The sequence below is a fragment of the Salidesulfovibrio onnuriiensis genome (genome assembly GCF_008001235.1).
In the GTDB taxonomy this organism is placed as follows: domain Bacteria; phylum Desulfobacterota; class Desulfovibrionia; order Desulfovibrionales; family Desulfovibrionaceae; genus Pseudodesulfovibrio; species Pseudodesulfovibrio onnuriiensis.
Genome location: NZ_CP040751.1, coordinates 2,810,599 through 2,834,351, shown reverse-complemented (window position 1 = coordinate 2,834,351; position 23,753 = coordinate 2,810,599). Strand labels below are relative to the sequence as shown.

30 protein-coding genes are annotated in these 23,753 nt (G+C 60.2%); 18 read left to right on the top strand and 12 right to left on the bottom strand.

Features of this window, described 5'->3' with window-relative positions:
• The first annotated feature begins 7 nt into the window (after positions 1-7).
• From rsmD to miaA, 3 genes are read left to right on the top strand one after another with little or no spacing between them, the layout of a single operon-like run.
• Entirely contained in the window at positions 8-568 is a 561-nt protein-coding gene (rsmD, locus tag FGL65_RS12935) for a 16S rRNA (guanine(966)-N(2))-methyltransferase RsmD (protein ID WP_147821594.1), read from the top strand.
• On the top strand, positions 556-1,071 hold the full coding sequence (coaD, locus tag FGL65_RS12930) for a pantetheine-phosphate adenylyltransferase (RefSeq protein WP_147821593.1): 516 nt from the start codon (positions 556-558) through the stop codon (positions 1,069-1,071). The genes rsmD and coaD overlap by 13 nt, the downstream gene beginning before the upstream one ends.
• 4 nt (positions 1,072-1,075) lie before the next feature.
• Positions 1,076-2,002 (top strand): tRNA (adenosine(37)-N6)-dimethylallyltransferase MiaA, encoded by a 927-nt coding sequence (miaA, locus tag FGL65_RS12925; protein ID WP_147821592.1) that lies wholly within the window; start codon positions 1,076-1,078, stop codon positions 2,000-2,002.
• On the opposite strand, the gene sixA is transcribed toward miaA, so the two are convergent.
• A complete protein-coding gene (sixA, locus tag FGL65_RS12920; RefSeq protein WP_147821591.1) occupies positions 1,999-2,487 on the bottom strand; it encodes a phosphohistidine phosphatase SixA in 489 nt (162 codons plus the stop codon). The two genes, miaA and sixA, sit on opposite strands and share 4 nt — an antisense overlap.
• A gap of 148 nt (positions 2,488-2,635) precedes the next feature.
• On the opposite strand from sixA, the gene FGL65_RS12915 reads away from it, so the two are divergent.
• The 3 genes from FGL65_RS12915 to FGL65_RS12905 are packed head-to-tail and all read left to right on the top strand — an operon-like array spanning position 2,636 to position 5,057.
• Positions 2,636-3,574: a hypothetical protein gene (locus tag FGL65_RS12915; RefSeq protein WP_147821590.1), complete on the top strand. Its 939-nt coding sequence runs from the start codon at positions 2,636-2,638 to the stop codon at positions 3,572-3,574.
• On the top strand, positions 3,571-4,461 hold the full coding sequence (locus FGL65_RS12910; protein ID WP_147821589.1) for a hypothetical protein: 891 nt from the start codon (positions 3,571-3,573) through the stop codon (positions 4,459-4,461). The genes FGL65_RS12915 and FGL65_RS12910 overlap by 4 nt, the downstream gene beginning before the upstream one ends.
• A gap of 2 nt (positions 4,462-4,463) precedes the next feature.
• Positions 4,464-5,057, top strand: coding sequence for a CDP-alcohol phosphatidyltransferase family protein (locus tag FGL65_RS12905; RefSeq protein WP_250645485.1), 594 nt, complete (start codon positions 4,464-4,466; stop codon positions 5,055-5,057).
• A 67-nt stretch (positions 5,058-5,124) separates the two neighbouring features.
• Here FGL65_RS12905 and FGL65_RS12900 read toward each other — a convergent pair whose 3' ends face one another.
• Positions 5,125-5,316: a twin-arginine translocase TatA/TatE family subunit gene (locus FGL65_RS12900; protein ID WP_147821588.1), complete on the bottom strand. Its 192-nt coding sequence runs from the start codon at positions 5,314-5,316 to the stop codon at positions 5,125-5,127.
• 208 nt (positions 5,317-5,524) lie between these two features.
• On the opposite strand from FGL65_RS12900, the gene FGL65_RS12895 reads away from it, so the two are divergent.
• The 11 genes from FGL65_RS12895 (at position 5,525) to FGL65_RS12845 (ending at position 13,153) form a co-directional block, all read left to right on the top strand.
• Positions 5,525-5,926, top strand: coding sequence for a hypothetical protein (locus FGL65_RS12895; RefSeq protein ID WP_147821587.1), 402 nt, complete (start codon positions 5,525-5,527; stop codon positions 5,924-5,926).
• Between the two features lie 6 nt (positions 5,927-5,932).
• Positions 5,933-6,718 carry a hypothetical protein gene (locus FGL65_RS12890; RefSeq protein WP_147821586.1) on the top strand — a complete coding sequence of 262 codons (786 nt, stop codon included), beginning with the start codon at positions 5,933-5,935 and terminating at the stop codon, positions 6,716-6,718.
• A 20-nt stretch (positions 6,719-6,738) separates the two neighbouring features.
• Positions 6,739-7,425: an HAD family hydrolase gene (locus FGL65_RS12885; RefSeq protein ID WP_250645484.1), complete on the top strand. Its 687-nt coding sequence runs from the start codon at positions 6,739-6,741 to the stop codon at positions 7,423-7,425.
• An 86-nt stretch (positions 7,426-7,511) separates the two neighbouring features.
• The gene (locus FGL65_RS12880) at positions 7,512-7,820 is read left to right on the top strand and encodes a YggT family protein (RefSeq protein WP_147821585.1); all 309 of its coding nucleotides are present in this window, start codon (positions 7,512-7,514) and stop codon (positions 7,818-7,820) included.
• A gap of 9 nt (positions 7,821-7,829) precedes the next feature.
• Positions 7,830-8,333 (top strand): DivIVA domain-containing protein, encoded by a 504-nt coding sequence (locus tag FGL65_RS12875; RefSeq protein WP_147821584.1) that lies wholly within the window; start codon positions 7,830-7,832, stop codon positions 8,331-8,333.
• Positions 8,330-8,656, top strand: a complete 327-nt coding sequence (locus FGL65_RS12870; protein WP_147821583.1) for a DUF167 domain-containing protein — start codon at positions 8,330-8,332, stop codon at positions 8,654-8,656. The genes FGL65_RS12875 and FGL65_RS12870 overlap by 4 nt, the downstream gene beginning before the upstream one ends.
• A gap of 30 nt (positions 8,657-8,686) precedes the next feature.
• Positions 8,687-8,917, top strand: coding sequence for a DUF465 domain-containing protein (locus tag FGL65_RS12865; RefSeq protein WP_147821582.1), 231 nt, complete (start codon positions 8,687-8,689; stop codon positions 8,915-8,917).
• A gap of 1 nt (position 8,918) precedes the next feature.
• Positions 8,919-10,613, top strand: a complete 1,695-nt coding sequence (gene ilvB / locus FGL65_RS12860) for a biosynthetic-type acetolactate synthase large subunit (RefSeq protein ID WP_147821581.1) — start codon at positions 8,919-8,921, stop codon at positions 10,611-10,613.
• A 12-nt stretch (positions 10,614-10,625) separates the two neighbouring features.
• Positions 10,626-11,111 (top strand): acetolactate synthase small subunit, encoded by a 486-nt coding sequence (ilvN, locus tag FGL65_RS12855; RefSeq protein WP_147821580.1) that lies wholly within the window; start codon positions 10,626-10,628, stop codon positions 11,109-11,111.
• Positions 11,112-11,269: 158 nt separating this feature from the next.
• Positions 11,270-12,259, top strand: coding sequence for a ketol-acid reductoisomerase (gene ilvC / locus FGL65_RS12850; RefSeq protein WP_147821579.1), 990 nt, complete (start codon positions 11,270-11,272; stop codon positions 12,257-12,259).
• Positions 12,260-12,586: 327 nt separating this feature from the next.
• Positions 12,587-13,153 (top strand): DUF2179 domain-containing protein, encoded by a 567-nt coding sequence (locus tag FGL65_RS12845; protein ID WP_147821578.1) that lies wholly within the window; start codon positions 12,587-12,589, stop codon positions 13,151-13,153.
• Positions 13,154-13,189: 36 nt separating this feature from the next.
• On the opposite strand, the gene FGL65_RS12840 is transcribed toward FGL65_RS12845, so the two are convergent.
• The 7 genes from FGL65_RS12840 to FGL65_RS12810 are packed head-to-tail and all read right to left on the bottom strand — an operon-like array spanning position 13,190 to position 20,881.
• Positions 13,190-13,756, bottom strand: a complete 567-nt coding sequence (locus FGL65_RS12840) for a chalcone isomerase family protein (protein ID WP_147821577.1) — start codon at positions 13,754-13,756, stop codon at positions 13,190-13,192.
• Positions 13,753-14,190, bottom strand: a complete 438-nt coding sequence (locus FGL65_RS12835) for an SAM-dependent methyltransferase (protein WP_147821576.1) — start codon at positions 14,188-14,190, stop codon at positions 13,753-13,755. The genes FGL65_RS12840 and FGL65_RS12835 overlap by 4 nt, the downstream gene beginning before the upstream one ends.
• A gap of 12 nt (positions 14,191-14,202) precedes the next feature.
• Entirely contained in the window at positions 14,203-15,159 is a 957-nt protein-coding gene (thiL, locus tag FGL65_RS12830) for a thiamine-phosphate kinase (protein WP_147821575.1), read from the bottom strand.
• Positions 15,160-15,177: 18 nt separating this feature from the next.
• Positions 15,178-17,301: an ATP-dependent helicase gene (locus FGL65_RS12825; protein ID WP_147821574.1), complete on the bottom strand. Its 2,124-nt coding sequence runs from the start codon at positions 17,299-17,301 to the stop codon at positions 15,178-15,180.
• On the bottom strand, positions 17,298-18,605 hold the full coding sequence (locus tag FGL65_RS12820; protein WP_147821573.1) for an alkaline phosphatase family protein: 1,308 nt from the start codon (positions 18,603-18,605) through the stop codon (positions 17,298-17,300). The genes FGL65_RS12825 and FGL65_RS12820 overlap by 4 nt, the downstream gene beginning before the upstream one ends.
• Positions 18,606-18,608: 3 nt before the next feature.
• The gene (locus tag FGL65_RS12815) at positions 18,609-19,490 is read right to left on the bottom strand and encodes a DUF2156 domain-containing protein (protein WP_147821572.1); all 882 of its coding nucleotides are present in this window, start codon (positions 19,488-19,490) and stop codon (positions 18,609-18,611) included.
• The gene (locus tag FGL65_RS12810) at positions 19,490-20,881 is read right to left on the bottom strand and encodes an MATE family efflux transporter (RefSeq protein ID WP_250645483.1); all 1,392 of its coding nucleotides are present in this window, start codon (positions 20,879-20,881) and stop codon (positions 19,490-19,492) included. Before FGL65_RS12810 ends, FGL65_RS12815 begins: the two co-directional genes overlap by 1 nt.
• 183 nt (positions 20,882-21,064) lie before the next feature.
• Between FGL65_RS12810 and FGL65_RS12805 the strand changes: the two genes are divergently transcribed.
• Positions 21,065-21,472, top strand: a complete 408-nt coding sequence (locus FGL65_RS12805; RefSeq protein WP_147821571.1) for a response regulator — start codon at positions 21,065-21,067, stop codon at positions 21,470-21,472.
• Here FGL65_RS12805 and FGL65_RS12800 read toward each other — a convergent pair.
• The 3 genes from FGL65_RS12800 to FGL65_RS12790 form a co-directional block, all read right to left on the bottom strand.
• On the bottom strand, positions 21,469-22,191 hold the full coding sequence (locus FGL65_RS12800; RefSeq protein ID WP_147821570.1) for an energy-coupling factor ABC transporter ATP-binding protein: 723 nt from the start codon (positions 22,189-22,191) through the stop codon (positions 21,469-21,471). The genes FGL65_RS12805 and FGL65_RS12800 overlap by 4 nt on opposite strands.
• Complete coding sequence (gene cbiQ, locus FGL65_RS12795; protein WP_147821569.1) at positions 22,188-22,958, bottom strand: cobalt ECF transporter T component CbiQ; 771 nt, start codon at positions 22,956-22,958, stop codon at positions 22,188-22,190. The genes FGL65_RS12800 and cbiQ overlap by 4 nt, the downstream gene beginning before the upstream one ends.
• A 211-nt stretch (positions 22,959-23,169) precedes the next feature.
• Positions 23,170-23,727, bottom strand: a complete 558-nt coding sequence (locus FGL65_RS12790) for an HD domain-containing protein (protein ID WP_147821568.1) — start codon at positions 23,725-23,727, stop codon at positions 23,170-23,172.
• Positions 23,728-23,753 lie beyond the last annotated feature (26 nt).

Here is a 23,753-nt window from a genome sequence, read left to right as displayed (position 1 = left end):
GAGTGTTTTGCGAGTAGTAGGAGGCGAATTCCGGGGCCGCAGGCTCAAGACCTGCGAGGGCCCCGGATACCGACCGGCCACCCACAAGGTGCGCGAGGCCGTTTTTTCCATGCTCCAGGCCCGGGGCGTGGAGTGGGCCGGGGCGCGTGTGGTGGACATGTTCGCCGGGAGCGGCAGCCTGGGCATCGAATGCCTGAGCCGCGGGGCCGACGAGGCCTGGTTTGTGGAAAAGGGAAGGAAGGCGGCGGATCTCATCAGGTCCAATCTCAAGGACCTGGGAGTGCCCGCCGGGAAATACAAGGTTTTGGCGAAAGATCTCTTTACCGTGCTCTCCAGGAGCCCGGAAGCGCCTTTCGATCTCGGATTCATCGATCCCCCCTATGGCAAGGGGCTGCTTGTTCCGGCCCTGGAAAAGGCCCTGGAGAGCGGCTGGTTTGCCGAGGGTGCGTTCATCCTGGCCGAGGTGGAGGCGCAGATTCAGGCCCCTGCGGAGGGGCCTTTGTCCGAATTGGAACTCGTAACCGACCGTGAATACGGTCAGACAAGGATTTTGTTATGGCGGAACTGAACCCCAGGCTTGCGGTCTATCCCGGCACCTTCGACCCCGTGACCAAGGGGCATGTGAGCCTGACCAAGCGTGGGCTCAAGATATTCGATCAGGTGGTGTTCGCCATTGCCCGGAGCACCCCCAAAAAGACCCTCTTCACCCTGGAAGAGCGGGTGGATATGGCCAAGCAGGCCTTTGCGGACGAACCCAACGTCATTGTGGAGCCCTTTGACGGGCTGCTCATCGACTATGTGGCCCGAAGGGGCGCGGGGTCCATCCTGCGCGGGCTGCGCGCGGTCTCGGATTTCGAGTACGAGTTCCAGATGGCCCTCATGAACCGCAAGCTGGACCGCGATATACAGACCGTGTTCCTCATGACCGACTTCAAGTGGATGTACCTGAGCTCCACCATCGTCAAGGAAGTGGCCAAGCACGGCGGCAACATCAAGGGGCTGGTGCCCGGGGATCTCATTCCCAAGGTCTACAAGCGCTTTGCCGAGCTGAAAGAGGCCGGGGACGATTAGGCGCATGGATTCCAAACCTTCCATTCTCTGTGTGCTGGGCCCGACGGGCACCGGCAAGACCGCCGCGGCCATTGCGGTTTCCCGCAGGCTGCCGGGCAGTGTCGTCAATTTCGACTCCCGCCAGGTGTATCGGGATTTTCCGGTCGTCACGGCCCAGCCGGACGCGGAGGAACAGGCCGCCTGCCCGCACCTCATGTACGGTTTCTTGGAAACCCGCGAGAAGATGAATGCGGCTCGTTTCGTGGATATGGCCCATGAACATATCCGGCAGGTGCTGGGGGAAGACCGGCTACCCATGCTTGTGGGCGGCACCGGGCTTTACCTGCGCTCCCTGCTGCAGGGCATCGCCCCCATTCCCGAGATCCCGGAGGACATCCGCCGGGGAGTGCTGGAGCGTCTGGAAAAGGAAGGCCCCCAGGTCCTGCACCGCGAGTTGACCGAGGTGGATCCGGACTACGCGGCCAGGATCCATCCCAACGACAGCCAGAGAAACGCCCGGGCCGCCGAGGTCTTTGCCGCCACGGGCAGGAACATGACCTGGTGGCATTCCGAAGAGCATCAGAAGGCCCCGTACCGGTATCTCAAGGTGGGTATGAAAATCGCCCTTGATGACCTGACTCCCAAGCTGGCGGCGCGTATCGACATCATGCTGAAGCATGAGGCCCTGGAAGAGGCCCGGCGGGCCTACGAGATATGTCCCGATCCCGAGGCCCCGGGATGGACGGGCATCGGTTGCGCCGAGCTGCTGGCCTATATCCGGGGCGAAATGAGCCTGGAGGAAACCAAGCAGCGGTGGATTCGGAACACCCGCGCCTATGCCAAGCGGCAGATGACCTGGTTCAAGAAGGAAAAGGACATTGAGTGGTTCGCGCCCGGCGACAACGAAGCCATTGCCGAACGCGTGGAGCGGTGGCTGGCCGAGGCCGGCTAGCGCATCAGGTTCAGGAACCTGGGCGGCAGCAGCCAGTCCAGGGCGCCGCGCCGGTGCTGGGCCTCCAGGGAGATGCGCATGATGCCCCCGTTCTCGATGCCGAAGTGCAGGGTGGGCGGCACATCCTGCAGCAGCAGGTAGGAAGCCAGATTGTTGAGCGAGGGCAGGTGCCCGGCTATGAACACGGATTCGGCATCCTCGTATTGCAGGATCAGGTCCGTGGTTTTCTTTGCATCCGCCATGGGTTTGATTGCATCGCTGCAGACGATGTTTTTTGCTGGATATCCCACGGCCTTGGCCACGATCTGCGCGGTTTCCATGGAGCGCGTCTTGGGGCTGGCAAGGATGACGCCGAACCGCAGCCCCAGATTCTTGAGGATTGCGGCGCTTTTTTCGATCTGTTCCCGCCCCACCGGGCTGAGCGGCTGCTGCGGATCGAGTTCCTTGGGCAGGCACGCCCCGTGCTGCATGAGGTATATGTGCATTTGGGCTCCCTTGTTTGGTTGCTTTTTCCAATGTATAGCATCGGGCCTGGGGCGGCAAGGGAGCGCACGAACGGCTTGCCTAAACCGCCCGAGAAGGCTACATGCGGAGTTGCTCGTAAAAAGCTTACCCGCCATGAAAGGCATATTCATGAAATACATTTCCCGTATTCGATACACACTGATCGTGATGCTGGTCCTGGTCGCGTTGAGCGCGGCGCAGGCCCTGGCATTCAGAGGCTATGTCCAGGAGAGGGGCGACGTGATCCTTTTCTGGGGCAACGGCGACATCTCCGTGTCCAAGGCCCTGGAGGTGGACCCGGAAGGATTCGACGCCACCCACCAGACGTCGCTTGCGGTCCGCAAGGCCGCAGTGGAGGCGCGCCGGAAGATGCTGGAGGCCGTTTATGCCATCCGCATTGATGCGGCCAGCACTGTCGGGGCCTATCTTGCCGAGGACGACGAGGCCGACGCCCAGGTGCGCCGCCTGATACAGAACTCCCGGCTGGAACTCCCGGAATTTGCGGAAGGCAAGGGGACGCTGGCGGTCCAGGCATCCCTCCGGGGCGAACTGGCCTCCCTGATACTGCCTCCCACCATCCCGTTCCAGAGCGGTATTCCTCCCCGGCTGAGCCTGGGGTTGGATACCTTGGCGGCCATGAACACAGTCGAGCCCACCAGCATGATGGCCGGTTCCGGAACCTATACCGGCCTGGTGGTGGACGCCACGCTCCTTTCCGGTGCGGAACCCGCCCTGGCTCCGGTCGTTTACGGCCGTGACGGGGTGGGCGTGTACGGCGCGTTCAGCGTCAGCCGCGAAAGCGCCGTCAGGAACGGCGTGGTTTCGTATTCCACCACGGCAGATCCCGTTCAGCTCAGGAGCCGGGTTGGCAACCGTCCCCTGGTGGTGACGGCCCTGGCCGTTGTGGGAAGCGGAAAAACGGACTTCATCATTTCCGGCGCGGACGCGGAATTGGCCAGGATTCTCCTGAAGGATTCCGTCGTGACCGACCAGTGCCGGGTGGTGATTGCCCTGGGTAAAAAGACAGAAGATCCCGAAGAGGACATCACAGAGGAGATTCAGCCATGAGGCTGCTGAAATATATCGTATTCTCAATCGTTCTGCTGGGCGCCGGGCTGGCGCAGGCCCAGCCCGTGGAGGTGTTCGTGCCTTTCGAGGAGGGCATGACCTCCATGCAGTTGCGCCAGAAAGCCACGGACGCGGCTTTTGCCCAGTCCGTGACCGATACGGCCCTTTCCCTGCTGCCGGCGCCGCTTTCCGAAGATCGCCAAGTGTTGCTCAAGCAGTATTTTCTGGAAAAGGCGGGCGGATATGTGCTCGGGTACAAGGAGGTTTCCTCCTTTCGCGCCGAGGACGGCCTCAACCTGACCATGGACGTGAACGTCAACCGTCAGGCGCTGCGGACAGCTCTGCAGAGCATGGGCATCTATTATACGGTTTCCGAACCCCTTCCCGTGACCTTTCGCCATCAGGGCGAGCTGGATGAAGAGAGTCTGCAGCAGGTGCGGGACCTCATTCTCCTGACCGGGCTCAAGCGCGACCTGGACGTGCAGCCCGAATTCCTGCTTCAGCGCGAAGGCGAGAAGTTGTGGAAGGGCAGGCTCATTTTCGAGGGACGCGATTGGGTCGCCGTCAAGAAGGACATTCCCGAGCTGTGGTTTGAGCTCTGGAAACGCTATTTCGGCCGCAAGGAGATGCGCGAGAGCGCATCCTCCTCCACCCGGCTGCGCGTTTCCGGCTGGTTCACCCCGGACGGGGTCCAGGACTTCGACCGCGTGCTGCAGGGCTGGGTTTCGGCCGTGCAGGAGGTCAAGCTGGCGGAAATGGAAATGCTCCCCTCGGGGGTGGCCGCAATCTGGGACGTTCGCGTGGTCAACAGGCAATTGCTCAAGTCCCGTCTGGAGGCGTTTTTGCCCGGGCGCGGCCTGAGCTTTGTCATCACCAGCAAGGAGTAGCCGTGTCGGCAGTGATTCCGCGCGATACCATCTGGACCATTCCCAACCTCCTGACCATTGCCAGGATTCTGCTTACGCCCGGGTTTGTCATGGCCTACATCGACCATCGGTTCGATCTGGCCTGGGCCCTTTTCGCCATTGCCGGGCTGACGGATGCCCTGGACGGATTCCTGGCCCGTCTGCTCAAGCAGCGGTCCCGGCTCGGGGCCATGCTCGATCCCCTGGCCGACAAGTGCCTGCTGGTGACCTCTTTCATCTGCCTGGCTCAGCAGGGCTGGCTGCCCAAGTGGCTTACGGTCCTGGTGGTCAGTCGCGACGCCATCATCGTGGGAGGGTTGGCCGTGCTCCATTTCTGGGGCGTGGACATCAAGTCGCGCATCCAGCCCATTTGGTCCAGCAAGGCCACCACCACGGCCCAGATCTGTCTGGTCCTGTTCATCATGATCCAGAAGACCTTTGAACTGAACTACCATACGGTCGAGCTGTGGATTATCTCCCTGACCGCCGGGCTTACCGTGGTTTCCGGGGTGCATTACATGCTCAAGGGATTCGGTTTCTTTGCGGAAGAGGGCGGGGATATTCCCCGCGTGGACTGATCGATACGATTTGCCAACAAAAAAGACCCGGAAAGCATTGCTTTCCGGGTCTTTTTTGTTGTTTGGGCTAGGCTTCCTTGTCTTCTTTCTTCTCTTTGGGAGTCACGTCGATTTCATCGGGCTCGTTGGTGGCCTTTTTGAAATTACTGATGGCCTTTCCGATGCCGCCGCCGATTTCAGGCAGTTTCTTGGCGCCGAAGATGACCAGGACGATAAGCAAGATGATGAGAAGTTCCCAAATTCCGAAACCGCCGATCATATATCCTCCCAAAGTTGAATTCAGTGTTTTACAGAGTAGAGAGGCTATACACCCCCGCCGGGGTCTGGTCAAGAACGGCGGGACTTTTGCGCGCATTTGCACCAAGTTGGAGATATCCGCCTTTACAATCGAATCCTCGGAGCTTACACCATTTTTTCAAGGTGAAATTCATGGCGGAGGCGTTTGTTGTTCCGCATGTGACGAGACAATGAAGAAATTGCGACGAATGCCTGCGGAAGACTGCCGATTCCATCTGAAAGAGCGCTGCCTGTACCAGGAGCGCCTCAATCCCGGCTATTGCCGCGAATGGCGGTGCAGCGTGCTGGAGGATTGGGAGCGGATCTTCGATGAGTTCCTGCATCGGGCCGAGGCCTTTGGCCTGGAATTGCGGGAAGTCAACGAGCTCTGGGCCCGGCAGTTCGACCGGCTCATGCGCGGCAATCTCGAGTGCGACCGCTATGAATACGATCCCGGACAGGACCCTCCCGGCTGCGTCTGGCAGCACGACGGCCTGTGCATTCCCGCCTTGCCCGAGTGCTCCGGCAGGTGCCGGCACTATGAAGTCCGCAGAACAAAGAAAGACACGCCTTATCCAGAGGAGCAGGAGTAAGAAGTGATGCTGATCCATTTTCCGTTCATGCACGTCGAGTTGTTGCCCGTGGAGCCGGTTGCCGGAGCCCTGTTTTTCGACCCCGGCCTTTCCGGCGGGGAAGTCGGGGAGGGGTATTTCCGCCCGGATGGCCTTCCTGTGAGCGCAACTCAGGGGCAGGCCCTGATTCGCGACTGCATGGCTTTCGGCAGGCAGTTCAAGGATTCCTCCGAAATGGCCTTTTTCGGCGTGAACAGCCCGGAGGAGTATTTCAGCGAGTCCACTTCCGCCATCAAGGGAGAGCTCATGATGCGCCTCAAGGACGAGGCTCCGGTGGAGGCCTCACCCGAGGTGGCCAATGCCCAGTTCACGCTCATGCTCGCCTGGCACCTGGAGGAGAGCATTATTGAGACCCGCGGCCTGGAAAAGGGCGTGCGCGCCTCCTGGGACAAGTTCGGCCGGACCCTTGGGATGGAAGAGGGCGGCGAGGACGAGCAGGAGCTTGCCCTGGGCAAGGTCATGAGCGGCACCGCCCCCGCCGGGAGCGGGAAGGCCTTTCCCTGGCAGCGGGTCATGGAGGCCCTGGCCGCCTTTTTGCCCGGGGATGCCGTGCTGGTGACCGAATCCGGAGAGGCTTATGACGTTTGGCAGGAATCCGGCATTGAATTTACCCCCGCGCCCGGCGAGTTGGGACTGCCCCAGGGCAGCCTTGTTGCCGAGGCCCCGGCCTGGAAGCTGGCCGGGAGAAAGCGGTTGCCCGAAAAACTGCCCTGGACCGATCGCCCGGTGAAGGTCGCGGTCCTCAAGGGTTAGAAGAGTATAAGGAGACAGAGGTGCTCATCACCAACGATCTCATGCGGTTGGATGTTTTCGAGAACATCGGTGCGCTGGTGTTTGACTGCGACGGCGTGCTCATTGATTCCAAGGACTCCAACAACGCGTATTACAACAGGCTGCGCGAACATATCGGCCTGCCGCCCATGAGCGAGGAGGACGCGGCCTACTGCCATTGCCATACCACGGCGGAATCCCTGGAGCGGATCATCCCCGAGGACAAGATGGGGGCCATCCGGGAGTTTCAGAGTAGGGTCAAATACAGGGACCTGCTGCCGGGTCTGGGTCTGAAGCGCATGGACGGGCTGCAGGAGTTTCTCTGGTGGCTCAGGGATTGCGGTTTTCCCCTGGCCATCAACACCAGCCGTACCGACACCATGGATCTGGTGCTGGAACTCATGGATTTGGAGGGTTTCTTCTACCCCGTGGTGACCTCATCCGACGTGCGCAGACCTAAGCCGCACCCCGAGCCCATGTACCAGGCCATGAACAAGATCGGCGCGCGCCCCGGAGAGGTCGTCTTCATCGGCGATTCCATTGTGGACCAGCGCTGTGCCCGGGCCGCGGGAGTTCGTTTCTGGGCCTATCGCAATCCTGGGCTTGAGGCCGATCTGCACATCACCGATTACTGGACCCTGCGTCGCTGCATGCAGCGCGCCTATCCCGGCACAAGAGTTCTCTATTAGGACTTGATAAAAGGACACCGCTGTGCCAGTTTGAAGTCACGTGCCGGAATATCCACGGATTTCCGGCAGTCTTACCCGGAGGAATGATGGATTTAGTTGTTGTTGCCATTGCCAAGGTTCTGAGCATCGTTCTGAATGCCTACATGTGGATCGTCATCATTTCGGCCCTGATCACCTGGGTGAATCCTGATCCGTACAACCCCATTGTGCGTTTTTTGCGCGGGGTGACCGAGCCTGTCTTCTACAAGGTCAGGCAGCTTTTGCCGTTTCTCAATGTGGGAGGCTTCGACCTTTCCCCCATCGTCATTATCCTGGCTATTCAAGTTCTCGATATTGTTGTCGTGGGCAACCTCTACCGCCTGGCCGGAGCCATTGGCGGTTCCCCGATGATGTAGGAGGCGTTCATGTCTGTTTCCAAGATTGATCTTCTGAACAAGCGTTTTTCCCGGAAGATGTTCGGCTATTCCAGGATCGAGGTGGACCAGTTCCTGCTGGAGACCGCCGAGACCCTCGGTTCCATGGCCGACAGCCAGAAGGAAATGAAAAAGAAGATGAAACGGCTGGAGGCCGCAATCGTGGAGTACCGCAAGCGGGACGAAACCCTGCGGGACACGCTCATGAGCACCCAGAAGATGGTGGACGACCTCAAGGTGCAGGCCTCCAGGGAAGCCCAGCTCATCATCGACGAGGCCCGCACCAAGGCCGAGGCCATGATGCAGAAGGGACACGGCCGGTTGGCCCAGATCCACGAAGAAGTGGAAGCCGTCAAACGCCAGAGAACCCAGTTTGAAATTCAGCTAAAGGCCCTATTGGACTCGCATTTGAAGATGTTGGAACACGATGACCCCGATATGGAAAAAATGGAAGAGCTGGAGTCCAAGCTCACTTACCTGAAAAAAGCTGAATGATCCGAGAGACAATAAAAACACTCCCTGAATTCGCCAGACAAAAGGGCGACAGTCACTGGAATCTCGATGTCTGGGTACAGCCCGGAGCCAGGAAGAACGGCTTGGCCGGGACGTACCAGGGGTGTTTGAAGGTGCGCCTGAACGCGCCCGCCGTCGACAACAAGGCCAACAAGGCCCTTGTCGCCTATTTGGCCGACCAGCTTGGCCTCAAGAAAAATCAAGTCACATTGGAATCAGGCCAGAGCAACCGAAGGAAGGTCCTGGCTGTAGATAGTCGTAGAGAGCCCGATTGGGAACGGTTGGTTCCCTCGGGGGAGCAATAACGTGTGAACGCTTAACCAAAGGAGCGTCCAATGGAGTCGAAGGATCTGGCCCTTATTGAAAAGTTTGGTGTTGAAGACGTGGAACTCAAGTCCCTATGGGACCAGCATATCGTATACGAAAAGATGCTCGAGAAGCTCGAGGGTAAAGGTTACCTGAGCCCCACCGAGACTCAGGAAATGAAGGAACTCAAGAAGAAGAAACTGGCGGGAAAAACGAAACTTCAAACGATATTGGATAAATATCGAGATACGGAGGCGTAGGATGGAGCTGACTGGGGCCCAGATATTGTTGAAGTGCTTGGAGGAGGAAGGTGTCGATGCCATGTTCGGCTTCCCTGGCGGAGCCGTGATCGACATTTACGACGAAATTCCCAACTTCTCCATTGAACATATTCTAGTGCGCCACGAACAGGGCGCTATCCATGCCGCGGACGGTTACGCTCGCGCCACCGGAAAGACTGGAGTATGCCTAGTAACTTCGGGCCCCGGCGCCACCAATACCGTCACCGGTATTGCCACGGCATACATGGATTCCATTCCTGTGGTCATTTTCACCGGGCAGGTGCCCTCTCCGCTCATCGGCAACGATGCGTTCCAGGAGGTGGACATTGTCGGCATTACCCGGCCCTGTACCAAGCACAATTACCTGGTGCAGGACGTCCGTGATCTGGCCAGGACCGTCAAACAGGCATTCTACCTCGCACGGACCGGGCGCCCCGGTCCCGTGCTGGTGGATGTGCCCAAAGACCTGATGAGTCAGAAATGCGAGTTCGAGTACCCCGAATCGATCTCCCTCCGTAGCTACAATCCCAACGTCAAGCCGCATATCGGGCAGATCCGCAAGCTGGCGCAGCTGATCAAGAAGGCCGAGCGGCCGCTCATCTATTCCGGTGGCGGCGTGATCTCCTCGAAGAGCCATGAGGAATTGCGCTGGCTGGCCCGGGAACTTCGCATCCCCGTGACCTCCACCCTCATGGGCCTGGGGGCCTATCCGGGGGATGACGAGGAACTCTGGCTGGGCATGCTGGGAATGCACGGCACCTATTGCGCCAACATGGCCGTGAACAACTGCGATCTGCTCCTGGCCGTGGGCGCGCGTTTCGACGACCGCGTCACCGGCAAGATCAGCGAGTTCGCACCGCACGCGACCATCGTGCATATCGACGTGGACCCCACGTCCATCCAGAAGAACGTTTCCGTGCACGTGCCGCTTGTTGCCGACTGCAAGAGCGCGCTGGCCGCGCTGCAAAAGGAAATGAAGTCCATCAAGGGCGAAGTGAACTGGCAGCGCAAGCACGAGCAGTGGCTTGAGCAGATCATCGAATGGAACCGGCTGCACCCGCTGACCTACATCGACGACGAGGTGAAGATCAAACCCCAGTACGTGGTGGAGAAGATCTACGAGATCACCAAGGGCGACGCCATAGTTTGCACCGAGGTGGGCCAGAACCAGATGTGGGCCGCCCAGTTCTACAAGGTCAAGGAACCCAACACGTTCCTGACGTCGGGTGGTCTCGGCACCATGGGGTACGGGTTCCCCGCCGCCATGGGGGCCCAGCGGGCCTTTCCGGACAAGCTGGTCGTCAACATCGCCGGGGACGGTTCCATCCAGATGAACATCCAGGAGATGATGACCGTGGTCTGCAACAAGCTGCCGGTCAAGATCGTCATCCTGAACAACGGGTACCTGGGCATGGTCCGCCAGTGGCAGGAATTGTTCTACAAGAAGAACTACTGCGCCACCTGCATGGACGCCCAGCCCGATTTCGTGAAGCTGGCCGAGGCCTATGGCGCGGCGGGCTATCGCATCACCGAGAAAAAGGACGTGGAAAAGGTGCTCCGAGAAGCCTTTGAAGTGGACAAGCCCTGCATTGTGGATGTCCGCGTGGCTCAGGAAGAGAATGTTTACCCGATGGTCCCGGCCGGGGCCTCGCTGACCGAGATGCTGCTCGTTTAGGAGAGAGGAACCATGAAACATACGCTTTCCGTCATGGTCGAGAACGAGCCCGGTGTCCTTTCCAGGGTTGCGGGGCTTTTCAGCGGCAGGGGCTTCAACATCGAATCACTCAACGTCGCTCCCACCCTGGAAAAGGGCGTTTCGCTCATGACCATCGTGGCCCGGGGGGACGACGCCATCATTGAACAGATCGTCAAACAGCTTCGCAAGCTGGTTCCGGTCATCACGGTCAAGGACTTCACCCAGGTCCAGGCCGTGGAGCGCGAGATGGTTCTCGTCAAGGTCAATGCGGAAGACTCCAAACGCGCGGAAATTCTACGTATTACGGATATTTTTCGCTGCAAGGTCGTGGATGTGAGCATTGACGAACTGACCATCGAGTGCACGGGCGACCATGGCAAGATTAAGGCCATCGTCAATCTCCTATCCCGATTCGGCATCAAGGAGATCGCCCGCACCGGCAACGTGGCCATGAAGCGTGCCATGCAGATCGATTAATACCACCCGAACGGCTTAAAGCGCTGGACAATCGTTGCTCCCGGTCGTAAGAGGCCGGGAAGCGTCGGCTGTGCGCTATCAGCCGTGAGGGATATATTTCACTCATTGGCCCGTGCTCACCACCCACGGGCCGACCGAACCCTTAGGAGTTTTGTACAATGAAGGTTTATTACGAAAAAGACGCTGACCTCAAGTATCTCAAAGATAAGACCGTCGCCATCGTCGGCTACGGTAGTCAGGGGCATGCCCACGCACAGAACTTGCGTGATTCCGGTGTCAAGGTTGTCGTGGCCCAGCGCCCCGGCGGCCCCAACTATGATCTGGCCAAGGAACACGGCTTCGAGCCCGTTTCCGTGGCCGAGGCCGCCAAGCAGGCCGACCTGATCATGATCCTGCTGCCGGACCAGACCCAGGCCTCCGTGTACCGGAATGAAATCGCGCCGTACCTCGAAGAGGGCAACGTGCTGGCCTTCGGCCACGGTTTCAACGTGCACTTCCAGCAGATCGTGCCGCCCGCGGGCGTGGACTGCATGCTCATCGCTCCCAAGGGGCCGGGCCACATGGTCCGCCGCACCTACACCGAGGGCGGCGCCGTCCCCGGCCTGGTGGCCATTGAGCAGGATGCCTCCGGCAACGCAATGAACATTGCCCTGGCCTATGCCAAGGGCATCGGCGCCACGCGCTCCGGCGTCATCGAAACCACCTTCAAGGAAGAAACCGAAACCGACCTGTTCGGTGAGCAGGCCGTGCTCTGCGGCGGCCTGACCGAGCTGTGCAAGGCCGGCTTCGAGACCCTGGTGGAGGCCGGATACCAGCCCGAGGTTGCCTACTTCGAGTGCCTGCACGAACTCAAGCTGATCATCGACCTCATGTACGAGGGCGGCATGGCCATGATGCGCTATTCCATCTCCGACACCGCAGAATTCGGCGACTATGTCACCGGCCCGCGCGTCATCGGCGAGGAATCCCGCAAGGCCATGAAGCAGGTGCTCAAGGAAATCCAGAACGGCAAGTTCGCCCATGACTTCATTCTGGACAACCAGGCCGGCCAGCCCATGTTGCGCGCCCAGCGTCGCCTCGGCGCCGAGCACCAGATCGAGGAAGTGGGTACTCGTCTGCGCGAAATGATGAGCTGGCTCAAGAAATAGCGGCGCATCACGTACCGAATGCAAGGGGCGGCTCCTATGGAGTCGCCCTTTTTTGTTGGGCGGGGAAGGGCGGTAGGATTTTTACCTTGTCGTCATGCCATCGTCAGGAATTGATCCTTCAGGCAGGCGAATGACGTGGACGCATGAGGCTTTTGCGCGCGCCTTTTTACTCAAGGTGTTGGGGAGAAGTGTTTTCTGTAAGCGTATTGAGAAAATACGGTATGTAACTAGCCGAATTTAAAGAGTAAAAAAATGTGCAAAAATTGATTGACGAATCAATGGTTCGGTCTTAAATCGTCCTGCTTCCCAACAAGAGAGGAAAACACAATGACGATGGATACAATATTTCTTGGAATGATGGTCTTTCTGGCCGAAGCAGTGGTCCTGACCCTTGGCACCATTCGTGTCATGGTCTCCATGCTGGGCGAGCGCAAAATGGCGCTTCTCCTGGGTGTGGTGGAAATGCTGATCTGGGTCATGGGCACCTCCACCGTGATCATGAAGGTGGGAGAGGTGCCGTTTCTCGCCGTTTGCTACGCCCTGGGTTTCGGGGTGGGCACGGCAATGGGCATCACCTGCGAAAAGAAGCTCGCCCTGGGCAACGTGGTGCTGCGCATCATCAGCAACAGCTCGGGCCGCAAGATCGCCAAGGTCGTTCGCGAGGGCGGGTACGGCATCACCACGGTCACGGGCGACGGCGAGGACGGGCCGGTCACGGTCCAGTTCGTGGTCTGCAAACGCAAGGACATGAAACATATCCTGTCCCTGGCGCGCGAAGTGGACCCAGAACTGTTCTATACCTTCGAGACCGCCGGTGCATCCAGCATCCAGCGGCCGGAACAGACGTCGCTCTGGAGCCGCATGAAATCCAGGCGGCCCCGGTTCGCAAGCTGACCAGAAAGAAAACCCCGGTTCAACCGGGGTTTTTTATTACTCTTTGAGAAGTGCCTTCCGGAACGATTTCCCCGGGCCGGGTTTGGGACCGATCCAGGTGGAGAGCAGAGCGTCGGTAAAGTCCTTGCCTTGGATGACTCCCTTGGGCGTCTGCGCCGTTTCAATGGCCGTGCCGATTCCGGGCACGTAGGAAAAGACCATGTCCTCGCCCTTGTAAACATCCTGCATCATGGAGCAGAGCCGGGAGAATTTGGCCTTCAACTCCTCGTCGGCTTCGGGGGTATTGTCTTCGAGCCCCTGCATCCAGGCGTCGTTGATCTTTTGGGCCTCCACTGTACGCAGGAAGTGCATGACCATGATGCGCGGTTCGTCCGTTTCCAGAATGACTTGGGCGTCGGTACGTTTTTCGGGCAGGTAGAGCCCGGCCACATAGACGTCGAACACGAATTTTTCGCGCAGGGCCATGCCGCTGAGCATCAGGGTGCTTCCTTCCATGTCCAGGGTGTCGTCCAGTGTCGCCCCGGCCAGCTCGGCCCCGTGGGCGGGCAGGACCGTGAACGCGGCAAGCAGGACGCTCGCCAGGAAAAGCATCATGCGTCTCATTGGTTGTCCCGCTCCATGGTCTTCCAGCTCGGCAACCCCTTGGGCTTGGGCTTGATGTCGATGATCGGCGTGCCGTCCACCGCCTCCAGGGGCTCCACCTCGAAGCGGGTGGGGGAAAGCATGGATACGATGGATGTGCGGTGCAGCCCGATGGGATTGGGGCGGTTCGGGGAGCGGGTGGCGAAGACGCCCTGTACTGGGTTGGCGGGATTGCCGCGGGGATGGCAGTCCAGGGCCGTGCGGTCGCTCAGGTGGAACCAGGTGAACAGCTCGATTTCCGCCCCTTCGGAGAGGCCGTGGGTGCCCCTGGCGTACTGCTCATCAAGTTCTATGACTGCGCGCACCGCTCCGGGCTCGTTTTCCATCTTGGCCGGTCCGCCCTTGTCCTTGATGCTGGAGCGCACATAACCGAGAATCTTCAGTTCCTGGTCCATTGATTTTCCCCTTTATGCGAAATGGTCGAACCCGGCGGGTTCGCATTCCTTCCCGTTGACCGTTATTCCTTTTTCGGTAACCAGGCCGATCTGCCTGATGCCCGGAATGCTGGAGATTTTGGAGGCAAAGGTTTCCTGGTCCGCACTGCCGAGCAGGGCATAGTCTTCCCCGCCCAGAAAGACCAGTTCCTCCGGCCTGGCTCCCTTTGCCTGAGCAAAGGCGCGCACCTCCGCATGGATCATGTCTTCGCCGATGGTGATGGCCGCGCCGTTGCCCGGAGCGAGCAGGCGGGGCAGGTCGCGGGCCAGGCCGTCCGAGACGTCCATGAGGCTTGTGGCTCCTGCCGCGGAGAGCAGGGTGCCGACCATGGCCTTGGGCTTGGGGCGCAGATGGGCCATGACCGCCTGCGGATACTGGCTTTTCGCCGCATTGAGCCCCTGTTCCTCCAGCGCGAGCAGTCCCACGCGGGCCAGCCCCAGTTCTCCGCAGGTGAACAGAATGTCGCCGGGCTTGTTTTTCTGGCGCGGGATGAAAACCCGGCCGGGACCGGCAGATCCCCATATGGTGATGTTCACGCCGAGTTTGTCGGAGCGGCTCAGGTCGCCGCCCGCCAGCGCCAGCTCGTTCTGCCGGGCCAGGGCGGCCATGTCCCTGAAAAAGGCGTCCCAGTAACCGGGGTCCAGGCCTTCCGGGATCATGAGGTCCATGTTGAAGCCGCGCGGCCGTGCGCCCATGCCGCAAATGTCGCTGATATTCACGGCCAAAGCCTTGTAGCCGATGTCGCCGGGGCCGAAATAGCTGCGCCGGAAGTGCACGTCCTCCACAAAGAGGTCGGAGCTGATGCACAGCTCGCCTTCGGCCTTGAGCACCGCGCAGTCGTCGCCGCGTCCCATTTTCAGGAACTGGTTCTCACGCGGGAAATGGGAGTCGATGAGTTCGAGAAATGCGTCTTCGGAAGTGAGTTTCATGGTTGTATCCCTTGGAAATTATATCAGTTCCACATAGTCTTCGATGATGACTTTGAGCCCGAACCCCGGAAAGTTGATCCGGTACTTGTTGGGCTCCACGCGGGCGATGATCTTGCCCTTGCCGAAAATCTTGTGCCTGCAGAAGCCCAGAGTGCCCGCATCATTTTGGGGTGTCGATGATTTCTCCGTGTCGCGCGGCTGCACCATGCTCGGCGGGCGCTCCTTGCGTTGGCGCTCCAACCCGCCGGAATAGCCTTCCTGCAGACGGTCGAACGTGTACCCCGGCAGTTCCAGCACGAACGGACTGGGCAGAGCCGGGTCGGAAACGCCGTTGTAGCGGTTGTAGATGGTCTTGGGCACGAACAGGTGCAGGGAGTCCATGGCACGGGTGCAGGCCACGTACATGAGCCGCCGCTCCTCTTCCAGGTCCTCGGGCCGGTTGAGCGCCTTCTTGGACGGGAAGCGGTCCTCCACACAATCGATGATCAGCACGGCCTTCCATTCAAGCCCCTTGGAGGAGTGTACCGTGGAGAGCACCAGGGCGTTTTCCTTGCGTTTTTCTTCCTCCGGGTCGCCGTCCAGGCTCAGGTCGCCCAGGAAGGCCTCCAGGTCCGCGTAGTTGGCCGCGATCTGGGAAAGCTGCTCCAAGCCCGCCTGGCGTTTGGGATAGTCGTCCGGGTATTTCTGGGTCAGGATGGCCTGGTAGAAGCTCATGACCCGGTCGATGGCGGCCGCTGGCTTGATGTTGCCGGTGCGCAGGGCGTCCAGTTCGTTGAGCAGGTCGTCTAGCTCCGGATGTTTCTTGCGCATCTTGGTCATGTATTTTTCGCCGTTAGCCGTGTGCATGGCCTCGTAGATCTTGGCCACGGTCTTTGGCCCCACGCCCTTGACGTGTTCTAGGGAGCGCTGCCAGGCCATGGTGTCGTGCGAATTGAGGATGAGCCGCAGGTAGCAGATCACGTCCTTGACGTGGGCGGCCTCGTGGAAGCGGATGCCGCCGTATTTCTGGTACTTGATGCCGATGCGCGTCAGGGCCACCTCCAGGTGGTAGGACTGGTAGCCCGCGCGGAACAGCACGGCGATCTCGTGCATCAGGTACTTGCGGCTCAGTTCTATGACCTTGTCCACCACCAGCCGGGCCTGGGTCTGGTCGCTCAGGGGATAGATGATCTCGGGAAGCCGTTCGCTCTGGCGGTCGGAAAAGAGCTTCTTGTCGAACTTGATGCGCGCATTGGCCAGGATGTGGTTGGTCATGCTCAGGATGGGCTGCACACTGCGGTAGTTCTGTTCCAGCCGGATGATCTTGGTGCCCTGGAAAATTTTAGGGAATTCGAGGATATTGGCGACGTTGGCTCCACGGAAGGCATAGATGGATTGGGCATCGTCGCCCACGGCCATGACATTGCCGTTCGATCCGGCGAGATTTTTGACGATGCGCGCCTGCACCAGGTTGGTGTCCTGGTATTCGTCCACCATGATGTAGCGGAAGCGCATCTGGAGCTGGTTGCGCAGGGGCTCGTTCTCGGCCAGCAGCCTGTCCAGCTCGAAGAGCAGGTCGTCGTAGTCCATGAGCGCATGGTGGCGCTTGTACTTGCCGTACTCCTCGGCAATGGTCTCGAAATCCTCCACATAGGAGTTCAGGTGGAAGGCCTCCTGCTCCACGATGGCGTCCATGGGACGCTCCTTGTTGCGCGACTTGGTGACCATGTCCAGCATGGTGTTTTTCTTGGGGTAGGACTTGTCGCCCTTGCCCAGCTCCAGGTCCTTGCGCAGGTCGCGGATGATGGATTCGGAATCCCCCCGGTCCAGCAGGGTGAAGCCGCTGGGGTAGCCGATGTCGTGGGTGTTCATGCGCAGGGTGGCGTAGGCGAAGGAGTGGAAGGTGCCGCCGCTGGTGCCGTGCAGGGAGCGGCCCAGGATGGCCTCGGCCCGGTGCAGCATTTCCTGGGCGGCCTTGCGGGTGAAGGTCAGCAGCAGGATCTGGGACGGGTCCACGCCCTGTTCCACAAGGTGCGCCAGCCGGTAGACGATGGTGCGCGTCTTGCCGCTGCCCGCCCCGGCAATGACCAGGACCGGCCCTTCCGTGCTTTTCACGGCCTCGAGCTGGGCGGAGTTGAGTTCGTTTTCGTAGTCTATGCTCATGGATGTATTCCGAAATGATCGAGTATCAGGCGGCCCGTCTCCCGCATGCGTTGCGGCCGGGCCCCGTTGGTGTCGTAAAATATGGCGCCGTCCACCGTGTGGGTGCCTGTGCGGCCAAAGTGTCCGAAGACTTTTTTCCGGTTGAATTTGGCCTTGAGGTCGAAGCCGGGACGCGCCTGGCAGACAAGGTCCGGCGCGCGTTCGCGCATGGGGCCGGGGTAGAGTTCGTCCGCCTCGAAGATCTTCTCAATGACCCGCTCGCCGTCCAAGGTCAAGGCCGCAAGGCCGTTTTTGATCCGTTCCAGGGCGGGTTGGGCCTGTTGCCGGGAAAGCGATGCGCGGGAAAAGCGGTCGCGGGTGTGCAGGTAGATGCGGCCCGGGTCCAGGGCGAATGCCGCGCTCTCGCCGGATATGGCGCTGGAGTCCCATTCGTTTTCCGGCAGGGACGTCTGGCGCAGCAGGCCTTGCTGCCGCAGCCAGGCGTTGAGGTCCACCTCGGTCTTGAGTTCCGTGAATCCATGGTCGGCCAGGACCACGAGGCGTTTGGGGCCGGGCAGCGCGTCATAGCGCTCCAGCACCGCGCCGATGGCCTCGTCCCAGCGGCGCAGGAACTCCATGCAGGCGGCATGGAGCGGGTGCGCAGCATGGATGACGGCGGGCATGAGGAAGTGGAACAGCCGGTCGGTTTCCGTGAACACGAGCACGAACAGGTCCCAGGCCAGGTCCGGCCACATGAGATCCAGGGCCGCCAGACGGGAGGCGAGGGTGGTGCGCAGTTCGGCCAGCAGGAAATCTGGATCCTCCGATCCCCGGCTGGTGTCGGCCTCCAGCCGGTAGCCCATGCTCGCCAGCTTCCCGGCCAGGAAGGGCGGATGCACGGCCTGCTCCAGGCGCTCGGCCACGAAGCCGGAGACGAGCATGCCCTTGATGGGCCGGGCCGGGTAGGTGTTGGGCAGGTTGATGACCCGTGAAACCAGGCCCGCATCGCCCAGGCGGTCGAAAATTGTGGGAATTTGAACCTGTGCGAAGTTGGCCACCCCGCACTGGTAGGTCTCCGAATCCATGCGCGCAAAGCCGAACACGCCGTGTTCCTCCGGGCCCGCGCCCGTGTAGAACGAGGTCCAGTTCACCGGGGAAAGCTCGGGCAATTCGGCGCGTACCGAGGTTGCCAGCTTTGCGATGCGTCCGATGTTGGGAAGCGTCTCGCCCAGTTTCAGGGCCAGATCCAGGGGCAGCCCGTCCAGGCCCAGGACCACGCATCGGTTGCGCTGGCTTCCTGTTGTCTTGTTCAGCAGGATGCTCATGGGCTATTCGATGGTGGCCTCGAATTTCTTCAGGAACAGGGTCGGGTTGTAGGAGAGCTTCGCCTTGCGCAGCCCCTCGTCCCCCAGGTCCTGTTCCCGGTTCACATAGGTGTATTCCGGGGCATCGTTTTTCAGGAACATCTGGTTGATGGCCTGGTAAATGCCCTTGTAGGCGACGTTGCCTTTTTCAAAGTGGATGACCACCGTGTCCTGGCAGAGCGGTTCGGCCACGGTATAGGCGATGACCTTGCCGTCGCAGTTGAGGGTTGCGCCGAACAGGCCGCCGATGTTGTCGAAATTGGTCAGCACCCGGGTGATGGCCGTGTTCTCCGCCACCAGGGCCTCGGAGGGATTGTTTTCCTCGAACCACTTGATCCATTCCGCCTGCATGGTCAGAACCTGATCGATGCGGGCCGCGCACATGGGCTTGTATTCCCATTCGTAATTCTTGGCGAACTGGTTGAGCAGGTTCTTCTTCTTGTGAAACTTGTTGCCGCGCAGGGCCACCAGCTCCTCCACGGAATAGACGTAGTCCCACTGGTCCCGCTTTTCGGCCAGGTTGATGGAGTCGCCGTAGGCTTCGGCCCAGAGGGTGGAGAGGTATTCGGGTACGCGGATGTATTTGTTGCATTCGCGCATGGCCTTGCAGGAGGCCCAGTCATAGTCGCCCCAATGCCCCACGGGGGCCCAGCAGGCTGGCTCCGGGTAGTTCTGCCGGATCCAGACCAGTCCTTTGTGGAAGGCCCATTCCAACTGGTAGTATTCGGCCCAGCCCCAGATGTTGGCAAAGGCGAAGTCCGAAGTCATGAGCTGCGGGCAACAGGACAGGGCCGCCCTGTATTCCTCCTGGCGATCCAGGGAAATCGGTTCGAATTCAAGCAGCATTATTGTGAATCCTTGTTGTTTTTCTTTTTGATCATGGCGAACCTGGCCCAGTTCCGGAACTTGAAACAGTAGAACAGGGTTGCGGACTGCACGATCTGGGAACAGAGCATGGCGACCCAGATGCCGGTGGAGGTCTTGAGAACATGGTGGCCGAGCACATAGGCCAGCGGCAGGCGCAGGAACCAGGTGGCCCCGCCCATGATGAGCATGTTCCAGAGGGTTGCCCCCGCCCCGTTGAAGGCCCCGGCCAGGATCATGCTGGTCAGGGTGAAAGGTATGGCTAGCACGTTCCACCACAGGTAGTCCATGGCCTGGGCCGTGACCGCCGGGTCCTTGGTGAAGAGCTCCACACAGGGGAGCATGATCTGCCACAGGCTTACCGCGAAGATCAGGATGAACACCAGGCCGATGCCCAGGATGCGGAGACCGAATTGTTTGGCCTCGTCGGGGCGGCGTGCGCCCAGGTAATGCCCTATGAGGATACTCGCGGTCATGTTGAAGGCGAACGCAGGCAGAAACAGGAACGATTCGATGCGCAGGCCGATGGACATGCCCGCCAGGGCGTCGATCTTGCCCACGGGCAGGCTGGCCGTGATGGCGTAGAGCACCAAGTAGCCGGAATGCCAGACGATCTGCATGAGGCCCGCGGGCCAGGCCACCTTGAGGATGTAGGGTGCGGCCTTTTTGATCCAGCGCCAGGGGGCCAGGCTCTTGGAGCTGAGGTCGCCCCGGGCGAAGAGCACTGCCAGGTTGAGCAGGGAGCCTGCGGTTATCGATCCGAAGGTCGCCCAGGCCAGTCCCTTGTAGCCGATGTTCGGCAGGCCGAACCAGCCCAGGCCGAGCCCCAGGTCCAGGAACGCGTTGGACAAGGTGATGATAATGCCGCTGTAGAGCGGGAACATGACCCGTTTGCGCGCCCGGAATACGGCGTTGGAGATGACGAGCAGGAAGTAGGGCGGCAGCACGTACAGGTATACTTCCAGGAAATAATCGGTGACGTAGCGCATCTCCTGCGGCACCTGGAGCGCGGTGAGCAGCAGGCCCCGGATGGGCAGGCACAGGAACATGAACAGTTGGCCCAGCACCAGCGCCGCCACCACGCAGACGCCCACGTAGCGCTGCACGCGGCGGTGCAGGCCCGCGCCCTCGGACTGGCTGATGGCCGCCACGGCCCCGTTGGCCAGGGCCACGGCCACCACGAGCATGAAGAAAAGCGATTGGGTGATGAGGCCCAGGGATGCCTGGACTTCGCGGTTGATCTTGCCCGCCACCCAGACGTCGGCCACGCCGATGAAGAAATGGAAAACCATCATCAGGATCTGGGGCCAGGACAGTTTCCAGATGGTGCGGTAGGGGGATTGCGCCATGTCGGCTGCGATATCGGATGCCATATGCTACTTCAGGTTCGGTGTTTGTGCGCGTGCGTGCCGGAAGAGAATAGGCATTTTCCCACGAATGCCAACCCGTGCGGACCATTTATTTTCAATATGTTTTCAATCGTGATGATTGACCGGCTTTTCCGGGCGATGCTATGTATGGGGTGCAGGATCAACCCCTTACTGAGCGTAGTACATATGGCGGCTGAAATTGATCTGAATATGAGGATTCTCGTGGTGGACGACTCCGCCACCATGCGCAGGATCGTGGTTAGTGCGTTGCGGGAGTGCGGTTTCAAGAATATCGTCACGGCCGATGACGGCAAGACCGCCTGGCCACATATCGAGGCCGGGAGCATCGAGTTGGTGCTCAGCGACCAGAAGATGCCCGGCATGGACGGGCTGGAACTGCTGCAGATGGTCCGGGAGAACGAGAAGTTCAAGGAACTCCCTTTCATCATGATCACGGCCGAGGCCTACAAGGAAAACGTCATGGAGGCGGTCAAGCTCGGCGTGTCCAACTACATCGTCAAACCCTTCAACACCAACCAGCTCATCGCCAAGATCGTCAAGGTCCTGGGGGCATCCCTGCCCGCAGAGTCCTAGCTGTGCTCGTGGGGGACGTCGCCTTCCACATGCACATGCATGTGCGTGTGAGGTTTGAGCGCGCCTCTGCTGATTGTGCCGCCCCGCAGGGCCAGGATTTCATCCGTTGTGCGGGCAAGAAAATCCGCATCGTGGGAAACCACGATTCTCGGAATATCCAGATGGTCGAGGATGTGCATGAGCCTGTCCCGCGCCTCCGGTGAAAGGCCGGTGGTGGGTTCGTCCAGCACCAGCACCTTGGGGTTCATGGCCAGCACCGTGGCCAGGGCCACCAGCTTCTTTTCCCCGCCCGAGAGCCGGTAGGGCACCCTGTTTTCGAATCCCTCCAGTCCCAGGCGCTCCAGCGTTTCCAGGGAAATTCGCTTTGCCTCCTCCCGCGAAAGGCCCTGGTTGAGGGGGCCGAAGGCCACGTCGTCGAGCACGGACGGGCTGAACAGCTGGTCGTCCGAATGCTGGAACAGGAAGCCGATCTTGAGCCGGGCACCGTTGAAGTTCTTGCTCGCGGTGAGATCCTGGCCAAAAAGGCGAATGGCGCCCTGATCCGGACGGATGAGCCCCATGAGGATATGCAGGAAGGTGGTTTTGCCCGCGCCGTTGGGTCCCATGATGCCGACCTTGCTCCCCGGGGCCAGGGTGAAGTCCAGGCCCAGAAGCACGGGGTCGCCGTCGGGGTAGGTGTAATGGATGTCGTTCAACTCTATGAGGTTTTCAGCGGTCATATCAGTCCTCGGTGCAGCAGGTCGCAGGCCGTGATGCCCAGGGCCGCCAGGGCTGCCGTTGTGATGAAGAAGATGTCGCCCGTGGTGAAGTTGAAGTTCGCCAGGGTGTAGAAACGGCCCTGGAAACCTCGGCAGAGCATGGCGTTGTAGACGCGTTCGGCCCGGTCCCAGCTTTTTACCAGCAGCATGCCCACCAGCCAGGCGTAGCTGCGGTAGGTATGCAGGTTGGTTCTGGGCTTGAACCCGCGTACGGCCATGGCCCGGGTCATGGTTTGGTATTCCTTCCTGATGACGAAGATGTAGCGGAAGGTGAACAGGAACAGGTGACAGAGTTTGACGGGGAGGCGCAGTGACTGCATGGCCGGCCCCATGTCCTGTATCCGGATGGAGCCCATGAGCGCCATGAGGCAGAGCACCACGGCGTTGGACTTGAGAGTCAGGAGCAGGGCCAGGTGGATGCCCTCCCTGGCCACGGCCAGCGGCCCCAGAACAAGAAGAGGCGCGCCCGGCGTGGAAAAGGGCAAGAATATCCACAGGAAGGCGATGAACAGGTTTACCGCCAGCAGGCGGTTCATGACCGCAACCGGGGAAAGGGCCGCCAGAAAAACGAGAACGAGTCCCACGGCCACCGATATCCCCGCGGCCCAGGATGTTGTGAGCAGGGCCATGGGAATGGTGAGCAGCAGTGCGGAAACCAGCCGCGCGCGCGGGTCGGCGCGGTGGATCACGGAGTCGCCATGTGCGAAGGGCTCGGATATGGTTACCACGGATTTCCCTCTGTTTCGGTTGAGCCTTTGATGGGTAATATACAAGCAGGAATCGTGCAACCGGCAAGACTGCCGATGGAGGGATTGTTTCGCCCTTTTTCTGTCTGTAGATGAAAACAAGGGCAGGATATGCCTGCCCTTGCCGTGTTTGCTCATCGGAATATCCAGGCTCGAAAACCCCTGGCGGGGGCAGAGCACCGCATTGTTCGGATTATGCCAGCCCCACCTCTGGTGCGATCTCGGTAATGGCGTCGATGGAAATCTGCAGGAATTCGCCAAGTTCCAGGCCCAGCTTGTCGCTTTCGCGGATCTCGTCGCGGTTGACGCTGGCGGCAAAGGCCTTGTCCTTCATTTTCTTCTTTAGGCTCTTGGGGGTCATGCCTTCCATCCTGGTGGGCCGCACCAGGGCCGCGGTATGCACCAGGCCGGTGACGGTTTCGCCGCAACGCAGGGCATAGTCGAAGTCGGTCTCCGGGCCTTCGGAACCATTCATTTCAGCGGCGTGGCGGCGGATGGCGTTGAGCGCGTCCTCGGGCAGCTGGCCCTGGAGCATGTCGGCCGTGTCCAGCCCGTGGCGGGTGACGCCTTCCTTGGTCGCGGGATAGTCGAGATCGTGCAGCAGGCCCGTGATGCCCCACAGGTCCTCGTCCTTGCCCAGCTTGCGGGCCAGGGCGCGCAGTACGGCCTCGGATTCCAGGCCGTGGTTGATCTGTGCCGGGTCGCCGTTGCGGGTTTTCAACAATTCAAAAGCTTCTTCTCGGGTAATCAATGGAACACTCCTTTGGGTGGCGGAAG

Coding starts and splice junctions, on each gene's coding strand:
- coaD (WP_147821593.1), top strand. CDS start 556: ATGGCGGAACTGAACCCCAGGCTTGCGGTCTATCCCGGCACCTTCGAC.
- miaA (WP_147821592.1), top strand. CDS start 1,076: ATGGATTCCAAACCTTCCATTCTCTGTGTGCTGGGCCCGACGGGCACC.
- sixA (WP_147821591.1), bottom strand. CDS start 2,487: ATGCACATATACCTCATGCAGCACGGGGCGTGCCTGCCCAAGGAACTC.
- FGL65_RS12915 (WP_147821590.1), top strand. CDS start 2,636: ATGAAATACATTTCCCGTATTCGATACACACTGATCGTGATGCTGGTC.
- FGL65_RS12910 (WP_147821589.1), top strand. CDS start 3,571: ATGAGGCTGCTGAAATATATCGTATTCTCAATCGTTCTGCTGGGCGCC.
- FGL65_RS12900 (WP_147821588.1), bottom strand. CDS start 5,316: ATGATCGGCGGTTTCGGAATTTGGGAACTTCTCATCATCTTGCTTATC.
- FGL65_RS12895 (WP_147821587.1), top strand. CDS start 5,525: ATGAAGAAATTGCGACGAATGCCTGCGGAAGACTGCCGATTCCATCTG.
- FGL65_RS12890 (WP_147821586.1), top strand. CDS start 5,933: ATGCTGATCCATTTTCCGTTCATGCACGTCGAGTTGTTGCCCGTGGAG.
- FGL65_RS12880 (WP_147821585.1), top strand. CDS start 7,512: ATGGATTTAGTTGTTGTTGCCATTGCCAAGGTTCTGAGCATCGTTCTG.
- FGL65_RS12875 (WP_147821584.1), top strand. CDS start 7,830: ATGTCTGTTTCCAAGATTGATCTTCTGAACAAGCGTTTTTCCCGGAAG.
- FGL65_RS12870 (WP_147821583.1), top strand. CDS start 8,330: ATGATCCGAGAGACAATAAAAACACTCCCTGAATTCGCCAGACAAAAG.
- FGL65_RS12865 (WP_147821582.1), top strand. CDS start 8,687: ATGGAGTCGAAGGATCTGGCCCTTATTGAAAAGTTTGGTGTTGAAGAC.
- ilvB (WP_147821581.1), top strand. CDS start 8,919: ATGGAGCTGACTGGGGCCCAGATATTGTTGAAGTGCTTGGAGGAGGAA.
- ilvN (WP_147821580.1), top strand. CDS start 10,626: ATGAAACATACGCTTTCCGTCATGGTCGAGAACGAGCCCGGTGTCCTT.
- ilvC (WP_147821579.1), top strand. CDS start 11,270: ATGAAGGTTTATTACGAAAAAGACGCTGACCTCAAGTATCTCAAAGAT.
- FGL65_RS12845 (WP_147821578.1), top strand. CDS start 12,587: ATGACGATGGATACAATATTTCTTGGAATGATGGTCTTTCTGGCCGAA.
- FGL65_RS12840 (WP_147821577.1), bottom strand. CDS start 13,756: ATGAGACGCATGATGCTTTTCCTGGCGAGCGTCCTGCTTGCCGCGTTC.
- FGL65_RS12835 (WP_147821576.1), bottom strand. CDS start 14,190: ATGGACCAGGAACTGAAGATTCTCGGTTATGTGCGCTCCAGCATCAAG.
- thiL (WP_147821575.1), bottom strand. CDS start 15,159: ATGAAACTCACTTCCGAAGACGCATTTCTCGAACTCATCGACTCCCAT.
- FGL65_RS12825 (WP_147821574.1), bottom strand. CDS start 17,301: ATGAGCATAGACTACGAAAACGAACTCAACTCCGCCCAGCTCGAGGCC.
- FGL65_RS12820 (WP_147821573.1), bottom strand. CDS start 18,605: ATGAGCATCCTGCTGAACAAGACAACAGGAAGCCAGCGCAACCGATGC.
- FGL65_RS12815 (WP_147821572.1), bottom strand. CDS start 19,490: ATGCTGCTTGAATTCGAACCGATTTCCCTGGATCGCCAGGAGGAATAC.
- FGL65_RS12810 (WP_250645483.1), bottom strand. CDS start 20,881: ATGGCATCCGATATCGCAGCCGACATGGCGCAATCCCCCTACCGCACC.
- FGL65_RS12805 (WP_147821571.1), top strand. CDS start 21,065: ATGGCGGCTGAAATTGATCTGAATATGAGGATTCTCGTGGTGGACGAC.
- FGL65_RS12800 (WP_147821570.1), bottom strand. CDS start 22,191: ATGACCGCTGAAAACCTCATAGAGTTGAACGACATCCATTACACCTAC.